The organism is Colwellia aquaemaris (assembly GCF_057548755.1).
In genome coordinates this window covers 1258637-1274070 of the sequence record NZ_BAAJLV010000001.1, presented here as the reverse complement: position 1 = coordinate 1274070, position 15434 = coordinate 1258637, and the positions used below count along the sequence as shown (strand labels likewise).

General features: G+C 38.0%; 13 protein-coding genes and 5 tRNA genes. 16 read left to right on the top strand and 2 right to left on the bottom strand.

What is annotated here, in order from left to right:
* Positions 1–262 precede the first annotated feature (262 nt).
* The 9 genes from AC27HL_RS05730 to AC27HL_RS05690 all read left to right on the top strand — a co-directional run bounded on the left by AC27HL_RS05730 (position 263) and on the right by AC27HL_RS05690 (position 4124).
* Positions 263–883: a 50S ribosomal protein L25/general stress protein Ctc gene (locus AC27HL_RS05730; RefSeq protein WP_487079658.1), complete on the top strand. Its 621-nt coding sequence runs from the start codon at positions 263–265 to the stop codon at positions 881–883.
* Positions 884–1007: 124 nt separating this feature from the next.
* The gene (gene pth, locus AC27HL_RS05725; RefSeq protein ID WP_487079656.1) at positions 1008–1592 is read left to right on the top strand and encodes an aminoacyl-tRNA hydrolase; all 585 of its coding nucleotides are present in this window, start codon (positions 1008–1010) and stop codon (positions 1590–1592) included.
* Positions 1593–1624: 32 nt separating this feature from the next.
* The gene (gene ychF, locus AC27HL_RS05720) at positions 1625–2716 is read left to right on the top strand and encodes a redox-regulated ATPase YchF (protein ID WP_487079655.1); all 1092 of its coding nucleotides are present in this window, start codon (positions 1625–1627) and stop codon (positions 2714–2716) included.
* Positions 2717–2988: 272 nt separating this feature from the next.
* The gene (locus AC27HL_RS05715; RefSeq protein ID WP_487079653.1) at positions 2989–3342 is read left to right on the top strand and encodes a DUF3718 domain-containing protein; all 354 of its coding nucleotides are present in this window, start codon (positions 2989–2991) and stop codon (positions 3340–3342) included.
* A 194-nt stretch (positions 3343–3536) separates the two neighbouring features.
* Positions 3537–3613 (top strand) — tRNA-Met (locus tag AC27HL_RS05710).
* Between the two features lie 26 nt (positions 3614–3639).
* Positions 3640–3724, top strand: a tRNA-Leu gene (locus AC27HL_RS05705).
* Between the two features lie 48 nt (positions 3725–3772).
* A tRNA-Gln gene (locus AC27HL_RS05700) sits at positions 3773–3847 on the top strand.
* Positions 3848–3913: 66 nt separating this feature from the next.
* A tRNA-Gln gene (locus tag AC27HL_RS05695) sits at positions 3914–3988 on the top strand.
* 51 nt (positions 3989–4039) lie between these two features.
* Positions 4040–4124 (top strand) — tRNA-Leu (locus AC27HL_RS05690).
* Positions 4125–4251: 127 nt separating this feature from the next.
* Here AC27HL_RS05690 and AC27HL_RS05685 read toward each other — a convergent pair.
* Both AC27HL_RS05685 and AC27HL_RS05680 read right to left on the bottom strand, forming a co-directional pair.
* A complete protein-coding gene (locus tag AC27HL_RS05685; RefSeq protein WP_487079652.1) occupies positions 4252–5418 on the bottom strand; it encodes an FAD-dependent oxidoreductase in 1167 nt (388 codons plus the stop codon).
* Between the two features lie 30 nt (positions 5419–5448).
* Positions 5449–6102 carry a 2OG-Fe(II) oxygenase gene (locus AC27HL_RS05680; RefSeq protein WP_487079650.1) on the bottom strand — a complete coding sequence of 218 codons (654 nt, stop codon included), beginning with the start codon at positions 6100–6102 and terminating at the stop codon, positions 5449–5451.
* A gap of 111 nt (positions 6103–6213) precedes the next feature.
* Here AC27HL_RS05680 and AC27HL_RS05675 point away from each other — a divergent pair, with 111 nt between their 5' ends.
* The 7 genes from AC27HL_RS05675 (at position 6214) to lnt (ending at position 15325) form a co-directional block, all read left to right on the top strand.
* Positions 6214–6663 carry a hypothetical protein gene (locus AC27HL_RS05675; protein ID WP_487079648.1) on the top strand — a complete coding sequence of 150 codons (450 nt, stop codon included), beginning with the start codon at positions 6214–6216 and terminating at the stop codon, positions 6661–6663.
* Positions 6664–6697: 34 nt separating this feature from the next.
* Positions 6698–9505 carry a ligand-binding sensor domain-containing protein gene (locus tag AC27HL_RS05670; RefSeq protein ID WP_487079647.1) on the top strand — a complete coding sequence of 936 codons (2808 nt, stop codon included), beginning with the start codon at positions 6698–6700 and terminating at the stop codon, positions 9503–9505.
* Between the two features lie 132 nt (positions 9506–9637).
* Entirely contained in the window at positions 9638–11095 is a 1458-nt protein-coding gene (gene miaB, locus AC27HL_RS05665) for a tRNA (N6-isopentenyl adenosine(37)-C2)-methylthiotransferase MiaB (RefSeq protein ID WP_487079645.1), read from the top strand.
* Between the two features lie 71 nt (positions 11096–11166).
* Positions 11167–12243, top strand: a complete 1077-nt coding sequence (locus tag AC27HL_RS05660; protein ID WP_487079643.1) for a PhoH family protein — start codon at positions 11167–11169, stop codon at positions 12241–12243.
* Positions 12233–12709 (top strand): rRNA maturation RNase YbeY, encoded by a 477-nt coding sequence (gene ybeY, locus AC27HL_RS05655; protein WP_487079641.1) that lies wholly within the window; start codon positions 12233–12235, stop codon positions 12707–12709. Before AC27HL_RS05660 ends, ybeY begins: the two co-directional genes overlap by 11 nt.
* Before the next feature lie 156 nt (positions 12710–12865).
* Positions 12866–13744, top strand: a complete 879-nt coding sequence (locus tag AC27HL_RS05650; RefSeq protein ID WP_487079639.1) for a CorC family transporter — start codon at positions 12866–12868, stop codon at positions 13742–13744.
* A gap of 42 nt (positions 13745–13786) precedes the next feature.
* On the top strand, positions 13787–15325 hold the full coding sequence (gene lnt, locus AC27HL_RS05645) for an apolipoprotein N-acyltransferase (protein WP_487079637.1): 1539 nt from the start codon (positions 13787–13789) through the stop codon (positions 15323–15325).
* The last annotated feature ends 109 nt before the right edge of the window (positions 15326–15434 follow it).

Below are 15434 nucleotides of genomic sequence, written 5' to 3'. Positions count from 1 at the left end.
GCACATTTGAAGTGCAGTACCAAGCTAGCAAACATTACGCAAAGTCTAAATACCTAGGTTGAGCAAATAGGTAAAAGCTAAATTTTGCAGTAAATTTATCGATAATGATTGGATCTCGTCCTATCGGAGTGGTATCATGCCGCGCCTTTTTTAACTAAATATAAATCTATTTATTAGTTTTAACATTTATTAATCAAGGAAACAGGTTGTTTTTGGTCGCAAAAAACAACAACTTTTAATTATTTATTTAATGGATATAACCATGACTGATTTATTTACGTTGGATGCAGAAGTACGTACAGACTTAGGGAAAGGTGCGAGCCGCCGCCTACGTCACGCGAACAAAGTTCCAGCTATCCTATACGGTGAAGGCCAAGAGCCAGTTTCTTTAACACTTGAGCACAAAACGGTTTACCGTGCACAACAAGAAGAAGCGTTCTACTCTCACGTTTTAACGTTAAACGTTGACGGCAAGCCAGTTGAATGTTTATTAAAAGACATGCAACGTCATCCTTATAAGCAAATTGTAATGCACTTAGATTTCTTACGTGTTGATGCAACTCATGCTGTTCACCTAAACGTTCCTGTTCACTTCATCAACGAAGATGTAGCTGAGAAGAAAGGTGGTAGCATGGCTCACCACGTGAATGAAATTGCAGTAACTTGTTTACCTGCTGACATTCCTGAGTTCATCGAAGTTGATGTTGCTAACTTAGAAGTTGGTCAAACTCTGCATTTATCAGACATCGCTTTACCTAAAGGCGTTACATCTGATGAATTAGCGAAAGGCGAAAGCCATGACCAAGCTGTTGCTTCATTGAACGCTCCTAAAGGTTCAAGCGACGATAGCGCAGAAGCAACTGAAGAAGCTCCAGCTGAGTAATCTTTAACATACTTCTGATATTAAAGCTTAAAGGGAAATGTGCAGACATACCCTTTAAGCTTTTTAGTTTTTATAATACGTGAATTTATCGACCTTAAGTTTCAATAACAGAGTAAACTATTAGATGACAATTCAATTAGTAGTCGGCTTAGGTAATCCAGGTCAAGAATATAGTAAAACCCGCCACAATGCCGGTGATTGGTTCGTTCAAGAGCTTGCATCACGTTACAACATTTCATTAAAGCCAGAAAAAAAATATTCCGGCCTCTACGGTAAAGGGTTAATTGCGGGGCAAGTTGTCCACCTATTAATACCGACAACTTTTATGAACCGAAGTGGACAAGCAGTAGCACCTTTAGCTAACTTTTTCCGTATTCCTGTTGAGAATATGCTTGTTGCACACGATGAACTTGATATGTTGCCTGGCGTTTGTAAAATCAAGCAAGGTGGTGGTCACGGTGGACACAATGGCTTACGTGATATTATTTCACGTATGGCAAATAATAAAGAATTTTATCGGTTACGCATAGGTATTGATCATCCAGGTCATCGCGATCGCGTCACTGGGCATGTGCTTGGTAAAGCACCTGCCAACGAACAAAACTTAATTGACCAAGCAATAGACGAAGCTGTGCGCTGTTTTGAAATTTGGCAAAAAGACGATATTAAAAAAGCTCAAAATCGTCTACATTCTTTTAAAGCGCAATAACGTATATTGCGACAACATTATAGGTAATCATCATGGGATTTAAATGTGGTATTGTTGGCTTGCCCAACGTCGGGAAATCAACTCTTTTCAATGCATTAACTAAAGCAGGTATTGAAGCTGCTAACTTTCCATTTTGTACAATTGAACCTAATACCGGCGTAGTGCCAGTACCAGATCCTCGCTTAGATAAGCTAGCAAAAATTGTTAACCCTGAACGTGTACTACCAACAACTATGGAGTTTGTTGATATTGCAGGCCTGGTAGCGGGTGCGTCAAAAGGTGAAGGCTTAGGTAATAAATTTTTAGCAAACATTCGTGAAACCGACGCCATTGGCCATGTGGTACGCTGTTTTGAGAATGACAATATTATTCATGTTGCCAATAAAATTGACCCTGCTGAAGATATCGATGTTATCAATACTGAATTAGCTTTAGCTGACATGGACACAGCAGAGCGCGCTATTCAACGCCAAGCGAAAAGAGCAAAAGGCGGTGACAAAGATGCTAAGTTTGAAATCCCGGTATTAGAAAAAATATTAAAACACGTTGAAGACGGTGAAATGATTCGCTCTTTAGAATTAACTAAAGAAGAAAAAGCAGCCGTTGCTTACCTTAACTTTTTAACGATTAAGCCAACCATGTACATTGCCAATGTCAACGACGACGGCTTTGAAAACAACCCTTATTTAGATGTAGTACGCGCTATTGCAGAAAAAGAAAACGCGGTTGTTGTCGCTGTTTGTGCCGAAATTGAAGGCGAATTATCTGAAATGGATGATGAAGACCGTGAAGAGTTTATGGCGGAAATGGGCTTAGAAGAACCAGGTTTAAATCGTGTCATCAACTCGGGTTACGGTTTATTACACTTGCAAACTTATTTTACCGCTGGTGTAAAAGAGGTACGTGCATGGACTGTTAAGCAAAATGCAACAGCGCCACAAGCGGCAGGTGTTATCCATACTGACTTTGAAAAAGGCTTTATTCGAGCTGAAGTGGTTGCCTACGATGACTTTATCGAATTTAATGGTGAGTCTGGCGCTAAAGAAGCAGGTAAATGGCGCTTAGAAGGTAAAGATTACCTTGTTAACGATGGCGATGTGGTTCACTTCAGGTTTAACGTTTAGCACTTTACACTTTACACTAAACGATAATAAAGAGAGCTTCGGCTCTCTTTTTTGCTTTCTGGGAACTCGTATATGCTGATATAGAAATATATAACAATTTAAGGTCAAACCAGAGACCCAAACTATAAATAGTACTATCGAGAATTAAGCTACTAGATTAAAATGCCTAAGTGATTTAATCGATAGCCAATAATGTTCATCAACAAAACTGGCAAAGTCTATTTTTCCGATTAAACTTTCTATTACAACAATATCAATATTCTAGGAATACTATGAAAGCAACACTTATTACCTCTCTTGTTCTTGCCACTGCACTATCTTATAGCCCACAAAGCTTAGCCTTTAATGACAGTATGTCTTTACGTATCTGTGAATATGTTTCAATCAATGACAAAAAGCGTTTACGCAAATTCCTTAAATCCAGCAAAGTAAAAATTCGCTCTATTTTTGAAAGTGTTCAATGTAACGGACAAAACCTTCTAGTGTTTGCATCGGCTTCTAATGCTCTTGATGTTGGTGAATACATTATCGGAAAACTGCCAGTTAAAACGGTAAGCGAAAATATAGCAGCAGTAACAGAGAATTCCGCTCATTTAGCAAAAGTTGCAAATAAGCGCATCAAATAATAACGGCCCTTTTAAAAAGCTGCTATTTTGCACGTCAATTTTACGGATATCTTCATTTTTTGTGTAGATATCCGGCAAATTGCACAGCGATTAGCCAAACAATCAAAAAGTCTTATTTTTTTGATAAAAAACGGTTGACGTAGCCCAATGAGATTTGCATAATACGCGCCACTTGCTGAGAGGCGAGTTGGAAAGGCTACATAGCTCAGCTGGTTAGAGCACATCACTCATAATGATGGGGTCCCAGGTTCAAATCCCGGTGTAGCCACCACTCTTTTTCTAAGCAAATATTGAAATGCGGGAATGGCGGAATTGGTAGACGCGCTGGATTTAGGTTCCAGTATCGCAAGATGTGAGAGTTCAAGTCTCTCTTCCCGTACCATTTCAATGTAACTACTCTTAGAGCTAGTTGCGAAAGTAAGTACATTGCTGGGGTATAGCCAAGCGGTAAGGCAGCGGGTTTTGATCCCGTCATTCTGAGGTTCAAATCCTCATACCCCAGCCACTTTCTTTTATTCTCAGTATTATTCGAAAGTTATTAATGTATTTATTTATCATAGAAATATCCAGTTGGGGTATAGCCAAGCGGTAAGGCAGCGGGTTTTGATCCCGTCATTCTGAGGTTCAAATCCTCATACCCCAGCCACTTTCTTTTGATAGACATATTTTGATTTTCAATTAAGATACTACCTGAAATGCGGAAGTGGCGGAATTGGTAGACGCGCTGGATTTAGGTTCCAGTATCGCAAGATGTGAGAGTTCAAGTCTCTCCTTCCGCACCATTCAAAAATATCCTCTAGTAAATATTTTTTCAAATATCTATTTCATCAGTACATTATTATAATTTTTCCTTGATTATTGCTTTAACCCCCACTTAAAAAGTAAAGATATTATAAATATAGGGAAAAATTAAATTCCGCATGCATAAGCAAGTGCCTTATTTTTTAAAAATGGTGCTTTATTTACCATAGACAAGGCAATATTTCGCGCAAGCTTAGCCGCAGTTGATTGATGACTAAAAGAAAGATACAACGCGTCCATAGTAGACATCATCAGTAAATTATCGTTTCTACGCTTTTTCTCATAACGCATTAATACGGAAGAAGCATACCAAAACTCCCCATTTCCAATTGCTTCCGCCAATACCGTTTGTAACGCTTTTACGTCTTTAAAGCCTAAATTCACGCCTTGGCCTGCCATTGGGTTAATTGTGTGAGCTGCATCACCAAGTAAAACCACTCGCCCTTTGCAGTATTGGTTTGCGTGTCGACGTGTCAGTGGAAATGCCGCTTTTGCTATCACTTCAACATTTCCAAGCCTTTCAGGAAAATTTTGCTGTATTTCTTGTTGTAGATTTACATTCGCTAAAGAAGACAAACGGCTAATTTCATCTTTTTGGTGATACCAGACCAATGATGCATTGTTTCCTGGCATAGGCAACATAGCAACAGGCCCTGTAGGAAAATACTGTTGCCAAGTAATGTCTTGTTGAGGCAATGCCGTTTTTACATTAATAAGCATTGCCGATTGTGCATAATCCCAGCCAGTTGTGCCAATATTAACTAGCTTACGAACTTGTGAATTAGCACCGTCAGCTGCAATCACCAATTTACTTTCTATTATTTGAGAAGACAAGGTAAGTCGAGCACTATGTGTGGATTGTTCAATGCTTATTAACGACTCAGGACAGAATAACTTAATATTTTGATGGCTGTGAATTCTTTGCCAAAGTGACAATTGAATTAAGCGGTTTTCAATAATGTGGCCTAAATGACTTTGCTCAATATCATTGGCATTAAACTCAGTATAAGCTTGCACACTTTCCCATACAGCTAAACGTTTATAAGGGCATAATCGCCATTGCTCAATTTGTTGCCAAGCACCGAGTTGTTTAAGTAATTGTTCTGATGCTAACGAAATTGCAGAAACTCTTAAATCATATACTTGTTCTGGTGAGTAGGTTTCTGGCTCAGATCGCTCAATGATAGCGACTTTTAAACCTAGTGCGGCAAGAGATAATGCACTTGCCGCACCGACCATTCCACCACCAACAACAACACAATCAAACTGTTTCATAGCAACATCAATATCTTAACGAATATTGCTCTATTCTACCCAACCTGAAATGGTAATTCGATGTTTATGTGCAGGGTTAGATAAAATCTTTACACTATGTGGCATAGGGTGAGATAACTTTAAAATAGCCAAACTATTGAACTTGGGTTCAAGTTGCTTTTTAAAAAATTTAATTTTCTTCGGATAAAGTTCTAATTGCCCACCAAACTTTTTTTTCCATCCTTTTGAAAGTTGGTAAATAAAAGCGTATTTTCCAGCGCTGCCATCGGTATGATAACTAATAAACTGACCTTTAGTAAAAGATGCGAAAAATGAATCTTGTATTTGTCCCGTAATAAGTTCCTCTTCTTTTAGGAGCCTAAGTACTTTCTTAGCAACCGCTTTATGCAGTCTTGCTGTACCGTGCTGCTTGGCATGTTTATTACTTGAACGATAAAAAGAAAACGAAAATTGTCGTCGACTATAGGCCAAAGTTGCTTGTTTATGTCTGGTTTTATTTATGATATTGCTCGAGATCCGATCTTTTATGTTAGACAACGGTTGATAAGGCGTTGTTAGTAAATTCCAAGCTTTGAAATGTTTATTACTAATAACTTTACGTCGTAAAGCACTAGCTTCCTCTTCACTTAAAAAATCATCTATTTGTACAAAACCATTTTTATCTAGCTTTTCAGTCCATTGCATTTATGAGTTACCACAAAATATTATTATATTGCTACTACCATTAACATTTTTGTTCGCTATAATCAAAAAGCTATTTAACAGCACAAATCTAATTAACTAAAGGAATGGATTATGTCAGCATTAAGAAAAGAAAAAAAAATTGCTAAAGATATTAACTTAGTTTTTGATATGTCAGAAAAACCAAATTTGAGTAACCTGAAGGCACACGAAGACCGAGCAGTTGTCGCTAAATTAAGAGCCGACTTAGTGCTACCCAGTAATAAGATTTTAACCGTTGATATAGATTTTGACAGCACAAGTGGCTACCATGATAACGCCATCATGGTGATGGATGATTTTGGTGTCGAAATGGTCGCCACAGCATTTGAAGCGAAATATGGAAAAGAGCATGCCGACAAAGTGCGTCAAGCATGGGCAAACAAACAACACGAAAGTTCCCCACGAAAACCAACTTACATGTTGGTTCAAAAACCTGAATTTGCCGATCAAGTACCTAATGTTTACGCTGCTTGCGGTGACACGCAACATCCCCCTAAAGAAGCACCAGAAAGCATCACATAATACTTTAAAATTAAAGCTTAATAAATGGCGAGCATTGTCGCCATTTATTTTCAGTATATTATGCTCATCAAATATAGTCTTTGCACAACAACTGGACAGCCATTTCCCTAGTAGTAGTGCGATAGCCCAAGACAAAAAAGGCTTTATTTGGTTAGCATCCCCTGTGGGCTTAATAAGACATGATAGCAACGACAATATAATATTTAATGCCAGCAATAATAGTTGGCCATTACCATTTGATTGGGTCAATGATATACACTTTATTGACGATAATAATTTATTGCTAGCAACTGAAACTCATCAACTTTGGTTATTTAACACTGCTCATGGCCAAGCTACAAAACTTAATATAGATATTCATAGAAACAGCATTTATCAGGTGATTGCACACAAGGGCCACTATTATTTAGATGTGCCTGATAAACTTTACCAAGTTGACGCCTCCAATTTATCGACAAAATTACTAGCTGACAATTTCGATATTAATACCCTAAAAAATACTAATAAGTATGTCTATATATCATCAAGTAAAGGCTTATATAGAGTTAAGGGTGCAAATATTGAATTAGTTGAATCAGGAAAGATATCAGCTATTACAGCCATTAATAGTAAAGTCATTTTTGCCAACGCAGAAACAAAAAAAATCACATTGTTAAGTGATAGCGGCGAAAAACATAGCATTAATATTGATACAGAAATATCTGCTCTAACCTCATCAAATACACTAGATAGCTTTTATAGCGTTAATAAAAGTGGAAAAATAGATAAGTATACACTGGCTGAGTTAACAAAAGTTCCACACACATACCCTAATATTGAAGCTAGTTACGTAAAGAAAATCTTTCACGACGATTCGGGCGTTTTATGGGTACTGACCAACCATGGCATAGAGCAACTTATTCCATCTATTACACAAAACACACCAATAATCTTCGATGTCTTTATTAACCATATTGTCCTAACGGCACATCAAAACAAGCTCATTATTGGCAGCTATGGCCAAGGGTTGAGTGAACTACCATTAAGCAATAACGTTTTACCTAATAGCATTAATGAGAGCTTTAGCAAAAGAGCAAAAATAATAACCGATCTTTTTTCCATAGAGGAAAAAATCTACATTGCAACTTTTGATGGTTTATGGCGGTATAATTCTACGACACTGGAGTTAGTTAGAGTGCCATTCCCAGAAAATAATAAACTTTTACTAGATATAAGTTATAGAAACGGCATGCTTTATTTAGCATCTAATGCCAACGGTGTGTATGTTTTTGACATTAAAGATAATGCGATATCTCAGCATATCCAAGGTACAGAGTTAACATCGAATGAAGCCATCAATGTACTACCATTAAGTGATGATGAAATATGGATAGCAACATCTGCCGGTGTTGATATTTTTAACGTCAAGGAAAACCGCAGTACAGTACTATCAGGCTTAGGCGAAAATAAAGTCATTTCCCTTCTTGAGTATAAAAATAAAATTTTTGTAGCAACAAAAGGCGACGGCTTTTTTGTTTATAATCGCCTTGGAGAGCAATTAGCACATTTTGCAAAAGAGCTTAATTTTAGCTACATGTCTTTAATTAAGGGTGAAATATGGGTCTCAGGTCATCCTGGCTTATATATCGTTAATCCTGAGAACTATCAAATTAAAATGGTTCCCAATACAGAAAAACTTACCTTCACTAAAAAACCAAAGTTACACAATGATATAGTTCATGTTGGCCATTATGGCGGTATATTAAAAGTATCACTTACGCCTTTTAAAAAATTAGATCCTAAAGTTTATATCAGTAAAACCATAGCTTCAGGTAAAGCTCAGCTATTAAGTCGCTCAATAGAAATTGATTCAGCAAACGATGTTGTGACTTTAGAACTTGCCAGTTTAGATTTTAGGCCTGGACAAGAAAAACAATTCAAATATCAAATTAATAATGGGAACTGGCATGCAATCAATGGCAACCAATTAACATTAACAGGCCTATCTTCAGGCACGTATCACATTGAAATAATGGGTACAAACAGTTTGGGACAGTGGAGTGATTTTAAAGCTTATGCAGATATTAAGGTTGCCTATCCTTGGTATTGGCACCCAAATATTAGAATAATCTATGGGGTTGTCATTACACTCATAATCATTTTAACATTTTGGCTTCTCTATCTGCGCAGCCGTTCCATTAGCCATATTCATCAATTATTAAATGAAGAAATTAAAACTCATGGCAAAGCTGCCGCTATTATTCGCCGAAAATTAAAAAAAGTACAAAGTCTAATAACGTTAGAAAACGAACAAAGTTCAACTGACACACCAATAAATACCGCTATCGAAAATAATAAGCAGAGCAACACTGAACATAAAGAACAAATAAAAAAGCTCATTAGCCAATGCCTAATTGAACTACAAACTAAACATAATCAAGCACAACCAAGCAATTTATCTGGCAGTTCGCTAACGGTGGCCTTACCTTATCTGGCTGACTACTTTCATCAACAATACCATGTCTTAGTGTCTGTACAGTTAGATATTGATTGCGAAAAAATAAATTACGATATTCAAACCGCTATTTACCGTATTATTTATGAGGCAATTTTAGCGGCTATCAACAATGGCAATGGGGGGATTTTTTCAGTCCATGTGAACGAATCAAATGAAAAAATTTGGTTAAAAATTACTGACAATGAACAAAGCTTTGCGCAGTTTAATAGTAAGATTAATTTTGATATGGCAATGTATTACATTCGTCAAATTGCCAATAAATTTAGTGCAACATTTCATACCTACGACAACCAAGAGCATGGCAGTGAAATAATAATATCTATTCCGTTAATGAAAATATCTTAACACCTTCACGCGTATTTTATAGTCAACCATTTCTAAGCTAGCATCAAAGGCAAAGAAAGAGTAAAATACGCCCCCTTAAATTCTCTAGCAAAAACTAGAATCAATTTCATAGTAAAGATTAGGCGTGAATAAATGAGTAAAAAGCTATACATCAAAACTTGGGGCTGTCAAATGAACGAGTATGACTCGCAAAAAATGGCAGAACTTTTAGACTCAACCCACGGGTTTGAGTTAGCCGAAGAAGCAGAAGATGCTGATGTAATTTTGCTAAACACCTGCTCGATTCGTGAAAAAGCTCAAGAAAAAGTATTTCATCAACTCGGACGATGGAAAAATTTAAAAGCCGACAACCCAGAGCTTGTTATCGGTGTTGGTGGTTGTGTTGCCTCTCAAGAAGGTGATGCTATTCGTCAACGCGCGCCTTATGTTGACATGGTATTTGGCCCACAAACCTTACACCGCTTACCAGAAATGATTCAGCAAGTTACTGGTGAAAAAAGTCCCGTTGTTGACGTTAGTTTCCCTGAAATAGAAAAATTTGATCGTCTGCCAGAGCCAAAGGCTGAAGGTGCAACAGCCTTTGTATCGATTATGGAAGGTTGTAGTAAGTATTGTACCTTCTGCGTAGTACCGTACACTCGTGGTGAAGAAGTCAGTCGTCCGCTTGATGATGTACTATATGAAATTGCACAGCTAGCCGAACAAGGTGTTCGGGAAGTAAATCTTTTGGGCCAAAATGTTAATGGTTATCGTGGCGATACTCACGATGGTAGCATTTGTCGTTTCTCTGAATTACTGCGTTTAATTGCGACCATTGATGGTATTGACCGAATTCGTTACACCACTTCACACCCAATAGAGTTTACTGATGACATTATTGATGTCTACAAAGACGTACCGGAATTAGTTAGCCATTTGCACTTACCAGTACAAAGTGGTTCAGACCGAATATTAACGCAAATGAAGCGTGGCCATACGGCAATTGAATATAAGTCACAAATCCGTAAACTTAAAAAAGCCCGTCCAGATATTTGCATGTCTTCGGACTTTATTGTCGGTTTCCCTGGTGAGACAGATGCCGACTTTGAAGCAACCATGAATTTAATCAAAGCAGTAGATTTTGACTTAAGTTTCAGTTTTATCTACAGTGCTCGTCCTGGTACGCCTGCCGCTGATATGGTTGACGATATTAGTGATGATGTAAAGAAACAGCGCTTACAAATATTGCAAGACAGAATCAGTCAACAAGCACTTCATATTGCTCGTCAAATGTTAAATACTGAACAACGTATATTAGTTGAAGGTCCGTCAAAGAAAAACCCGATGGAGCTTCGTGGACGCACTGAAAACAACCGCATCGTTAACTTTGTAGCCCCACATTCAGTTATAGGACAGTTTGTTGACGTAAAAATTACCGATGTTTACTCAAACTCACTACGTGGAGAGCTGGTTCGTCAGGAAAGCGAAATGGGCTTGCGTATTGCGCACTCTCCTGCTGATATTCTTGCCAATAGCCATCATCAAGCAGGTGAAGTAACTACCGGTACAAGGCCAGCTGATGAACTAGGTGTTTCAACCTACATCCCTTAACGAAGTCAACAATGGCAAATAGGATCTTATTTGCCATTTTGTCTCACTGTTATATAGATCAGGATTAACTTTTGAGTAAAAATACCAGTATTAATTTTGAATTATCACCCGTTGATAATAACCGTTTAGCAAACTTATGTGGTGCGATAGATGACAACTTAAAAACCATTGAACGTAGAATGGGTGTTGAAATCAGCTATAAAAGCCATGACTTTAAGGTCACAGGTAAAACCATAAACTGTCAGGCGGTAAAGCAGTTATTAATCAATTTATACCTTGAAACAGAAACTGTTAAAGGTAAATCAAAAGACATCACACCTGAAACCGTACATTTAGCCATTATCGATGCTGGAACATTAGAAGCTGAACCTAGTAAAGTTGATGCTAGGTTTGATGACATGGTGACAATAAAAACCAAGCGAGGCATTATCAAACCTCGCAATGAGAACCAGCAAAATTACGTTAAAAATGTAATCACTAACGACATTAGCTTTGGTGTTGGTGTTGCGGGTACTGGCAAAACATACCTAGCCGTTGCTTGCGCCGTTGACGCACTAGAAAGACAAGAAATTAGAAGAATACTGCTAACCCGCCCAGCGGTTGAAGCGGGCGAGAAACTTGGTTTTTTGCCTGGCGATCTTTCTCAAAAGGTAGACCCTTACCTGCGCCCTCTTTACGATGCGCTTTTTGAAATGCTTGGTTTTGAAAAAGTAGAAAAGTTGATTGAGCGTAACGTTATAGAAGTGGCACCCTTGGCCTACATGCGCGGTAGAACGCTAAACGACGCGTTTATTATTCTTGATGAAAGCCAAAATACAACAGTAGAACAAATGAAAATGTTTTTAACGCGAATCGGATTTAACTCCAGAGCCGTAATAACAGGTGATATTACGCAAGTTGATTTACCTCGCGGTCAAAAATCTGGCTTGCGTCATGCCATCGAAGTTTTAAATGACATCACTGGCGTAAGTTTTAATTTTTTCGAGTCTAAAGACGTTGTCCGACACCCAGTTGTTGGTCGTATTGTAGAAGCTTATGACGCCTTCGAACAAAAAGAAAACCGTTTAAAACAAGAAAAGTATCAACGTAAAGCAGATGCAATTGCTGGCACTAGCAACAACAAAGTTGAAAGTTCAAATGAACAATAGCGGTCTAATGATTGACGTTGATTTGCAAATAGCCTGTGAGGATGAAAATCTTCCTAGCCATAAAGACTTTCAACATTGGGTAGAAGCGACGTTATTACCATTTAACAAACCGTTTGAACTAACGATTAGACTAGTTGGCAACGAAGAAAGCCAGCAGCTAAATAGCCAATACCGAGGAAAAGATAAGCCAACAAATGTACTATCCTTTCCTTTTGAAGTACCTGAAGGCATAGAGCTGAATTTACTTGGTGATCTTATTATTTGCGTGCCTGTGGTAAGGCAAGAAGCGATGGCTCAGCAAAAGTCACTTAACGCTCATTGGGCTCATATGGTTGTACATGGATGCTTGCATTTACTTGGCTTTGACCACATAGATGATACAGAAGCTGAAGAAATGGAGGCCTTAGAAACGAAAGTAATAACAAGTTTAGGCTTTCCTGAACCATATGAAATCAATGCAAATTAATTACGCGAATAAATGATTAAGCTAACTTTTATTCATTAAATTGTAACTGAGTGATAAAATAACGAATTATTACTTGAAATATTTAAAAATCGGTTACAAACTAACCAACTACTTTTTGAATTATAGATTCGAACAACAAGGATATAACAAGGCTCTATGAGCGACGACCACCCCCACTCTAGTAACGGTTCTGCCAATAAATCTATCTTGGATAAAATTGTACAAGTATTTACCGGAGAACCGAGAAATAAAGAAGAGCTCGTACATGTACTTAACGATGCTGAAGACCGTGAATTAATCAACCCTGAAATCAAGCAGATGATTGAAGGTGTTCTCGAAGTATCTGACATGCGAGTACGCGATATCATGATCCCTCGCTCACAAATGGTCACGTTAGATATTAACGATGCCATTGAAAAATCACTGCCAATCATTATTGAATCAGGCCATTCACGTTTCCCTGTCATTAATGAAGATATTGACCATATAGAAGGTATCTTACTAGCTAAAGACCTGCTTGCCTTTGGTTTTAAGCAAACCGAAGAAGAGTTCACGCTAAATCAAATTATTAGACCCGCGATTATCGTTCCTGAAAGTAAGAAGGTTGACCCACTACTTAAAGAATTTCGCCAGCAACGTTACCATATGGCAATTGTTGTCGACGAATACGGTGGTGTATCAGGTGTTGTGACTATCGAAGATATACTAGAGCTTATTGTTGGTGAAATCGAAGACGAAACGGACGATACTATTGAAGAAGATATCAAACACTTAGCAGGGCAAGTATATCAAGTAAAATCATTGACCGAGCTAGCCGATTTTAATGAATATTTTAACTTACAATTTAATGAAAGCGATGCAGATACAATTGGCGGTGTGGTATTACAACATTTTGGCCACATGCCGAAAAAAGGCGAGCACGTAACTATTAACAAAGTTATCTTCAAAGTCACTTCTGCCGATAACCGCCGTATTCAAACTTTACAAGTCACAATCCCTAAGGGCCATGAAGTAACCGGTAAAGTTATTGACTAATCAAACATGCTAAGCAAGCTATTATCTCGAATTAAGCAAAATATGATCAATAAACACAATGCCCTAAGCTTAGTGCTAGGGCTTTGTTTAGTGTTTAGTTATGCCCCATATTCATTATACGGCTTAGTGTATCTAGTACTGCCAATTTGGTTGTATAGCATTCATGGAAAGTCGCCCAAAGTGGCAGCCAAGCAAGGTTTTATATTTGCTTTTGGTTGGTTTGCTGCAGGTATTAGTTGGGTACATGTTAGTATCGACCAGTTTGGTGGCGTACCACTCCCAGTGTCACTGCTGCTAATGCTACTACTTTGCATGTACCTAGCACTATTTTTGGCACTCGCGTGTTATCTAAGTGCACGACTCTCAATAAATAGGCAGTTGAATTTATGGCTGCTGTTACCTGTTTGGTTACTTGCTGAATTTTTACGTGGCGTATTTTTAACAGGTTTTCCTTGGCTTACATTGGGCTATAGTCAAATAAATGGACCATTGTCTGTATTTGCACCTGTTATTGGCGAAAAAGGTATTAGTGCTCTTGTCATAACAATAAGCATTAGCCTAGTTTATGCCATTAAACTTAACAGCAAGAATGAAAGAACAAAGCGTTACTTGTCTATTGCAGCGCTTATGCTCATTGCAATATTTACACTGCTATTGAGTAAGATCTCTTGGGTAACAGTGACAGGAAAATCAGTTACAACCGCTATTGTACAAGGAAATATTAAACAAGAGCTCAAATGGGCACCTGAGCAAACATGGCCAACCATGTTAACTTACCTAGACTTAACGCGAAAAAACTTCCCTGCCGAATTAGTTATTTGGCCAGAATCAGCCATTACCGCTGTCGAGCCTAGCACGCAAGCACAAGAGTTTTTGCAAATAGCCCAAAGCTCGGCACTACTAAATAACAGCTCGATTATCTCAGGTATTATTGACTACGACACCAATACACGTAATTACTACAATAACTTAATTGTAATTGGCAAATACAACGCGGAAGATCAACTGGGTGGCTATCAATATAACAATAGCAATCGTTATGCTAAACACCACTTATTACCCATAGGTGAATTTGTACCATTTGCGAAATGGCTGAGACCATTAGCACCATTTTTTAATTTGCCCATGTCATCGTTTAGCCGTGGCAACTACCAACAAAGTAATTTACAGGCTAACGGCTACCAGCTGTTACCCCTGATTTGTTTTGAAGTTGCTTTTGCTGAGCAACTTAGTGCAAATTTTTCTAATCAAACTGACTTATTACTAACAGTAAGTAACGATGCTTGGTTTGGCGACTCACATGGCCCCCATCAGCACTTAGAAATCGTACGCATGCGAGCACTAGAATTTGGGCGACCATTTTTACGGGCAACTAACAATGGCATTACAGCAGTAGTAGATCATCAGGGACGCATAATCAAACAAATTTCGCAGTTTGAAGAAGCTGTGCTTAAGAGTGAAGTGCCGTTAGTAACTGGAGTAACGCCCTACGCTCGCTATACCCGCCTGATAGACTTTTCTATTGTACTGATATTATTACTATTAGCCTTATTCAATCAAAGACGTAACAAAAATTTATAGAGCTAGACTTAAATTCAAAATCTAGCTTTATTTATTACTCACGGCCTCCAAATAATGTCCTCACCACAGTAAACAGTAACCAACTGATAAACAATACAATTTATCTTTT

Coding starts and splice junctions, on each gene's coding strand:
- AC27HL_RS05730 (WP_487079658.1), top strand. CDS start 263: ATGACTGATTTATTTACGTTGGATGCAGAAGTACGTACAGACTTAGGG.
- pth (WP_487079656.1), top strand. CDS start 1,008: ATGACAATTCAATTAGTAGTCGGCTTAGGTAATCCAGGTCAAGAATAT.
- ychF (WP_487079655.1), top strand. CDS start 1,625: ATGGGATTTAAATGTGGTATTGTTGGCTTGCCCAACGTCGGGAAATCA.
- AC27HL_RS05715 (WP_487079653.1), top strand. CDS start 2,989: ATGAAAGCAACACTTATTACCTCTCTTGTTCTTGCCACTGCACTATCT.
- AC27HL_RS05685 (WP_487079652.1), bottom strand. CDS start 5,418: ATGAAACAGTTTGATTGTGTTGTTGTTGGTGGTGGAATGGTCGGTGCG.
- AC27HL_RS05680 (WP_487079650.1), bottom strand. CDS start 6,102: ATGCAATGGACTGAAAAGCTAGATAAAAATGGTTTTGTACAAATAGAT.
- AC27HL_RS05675 (WP_487079648.1), top strand. CDS start 6,214: ATGTCAGCATTAAGAAAAGAAAAAAAAATTGCTAAAGATATTAACTTA.
- miaB (WP_487079645.1), top strand. CDS start 9,638: ATGAGTAAAAAGCTATACATCAAAACTTGGGGCTGTCAAATGAACGAG.
- ybeY (WP_487079641.1), top strand. CDS start 12,233: ATGAACAATAGCGGTCTAATGATTGACGTTGATTTGCAAATAGCCTGT.
- AC27HL_RS05650 (WP_487079639.1), top strand. CDS start 12,866: ATGAGCGACGACCACCCCCACTCTAGTAACGGTTCTGCCAATAAATCT.
- lnt (WP_487079637.1), top strand. CDS start 13,787: ATGATCAATAAACACAATGCCCTAAGCTTAGTGCTAGGGCTTTGTTTA.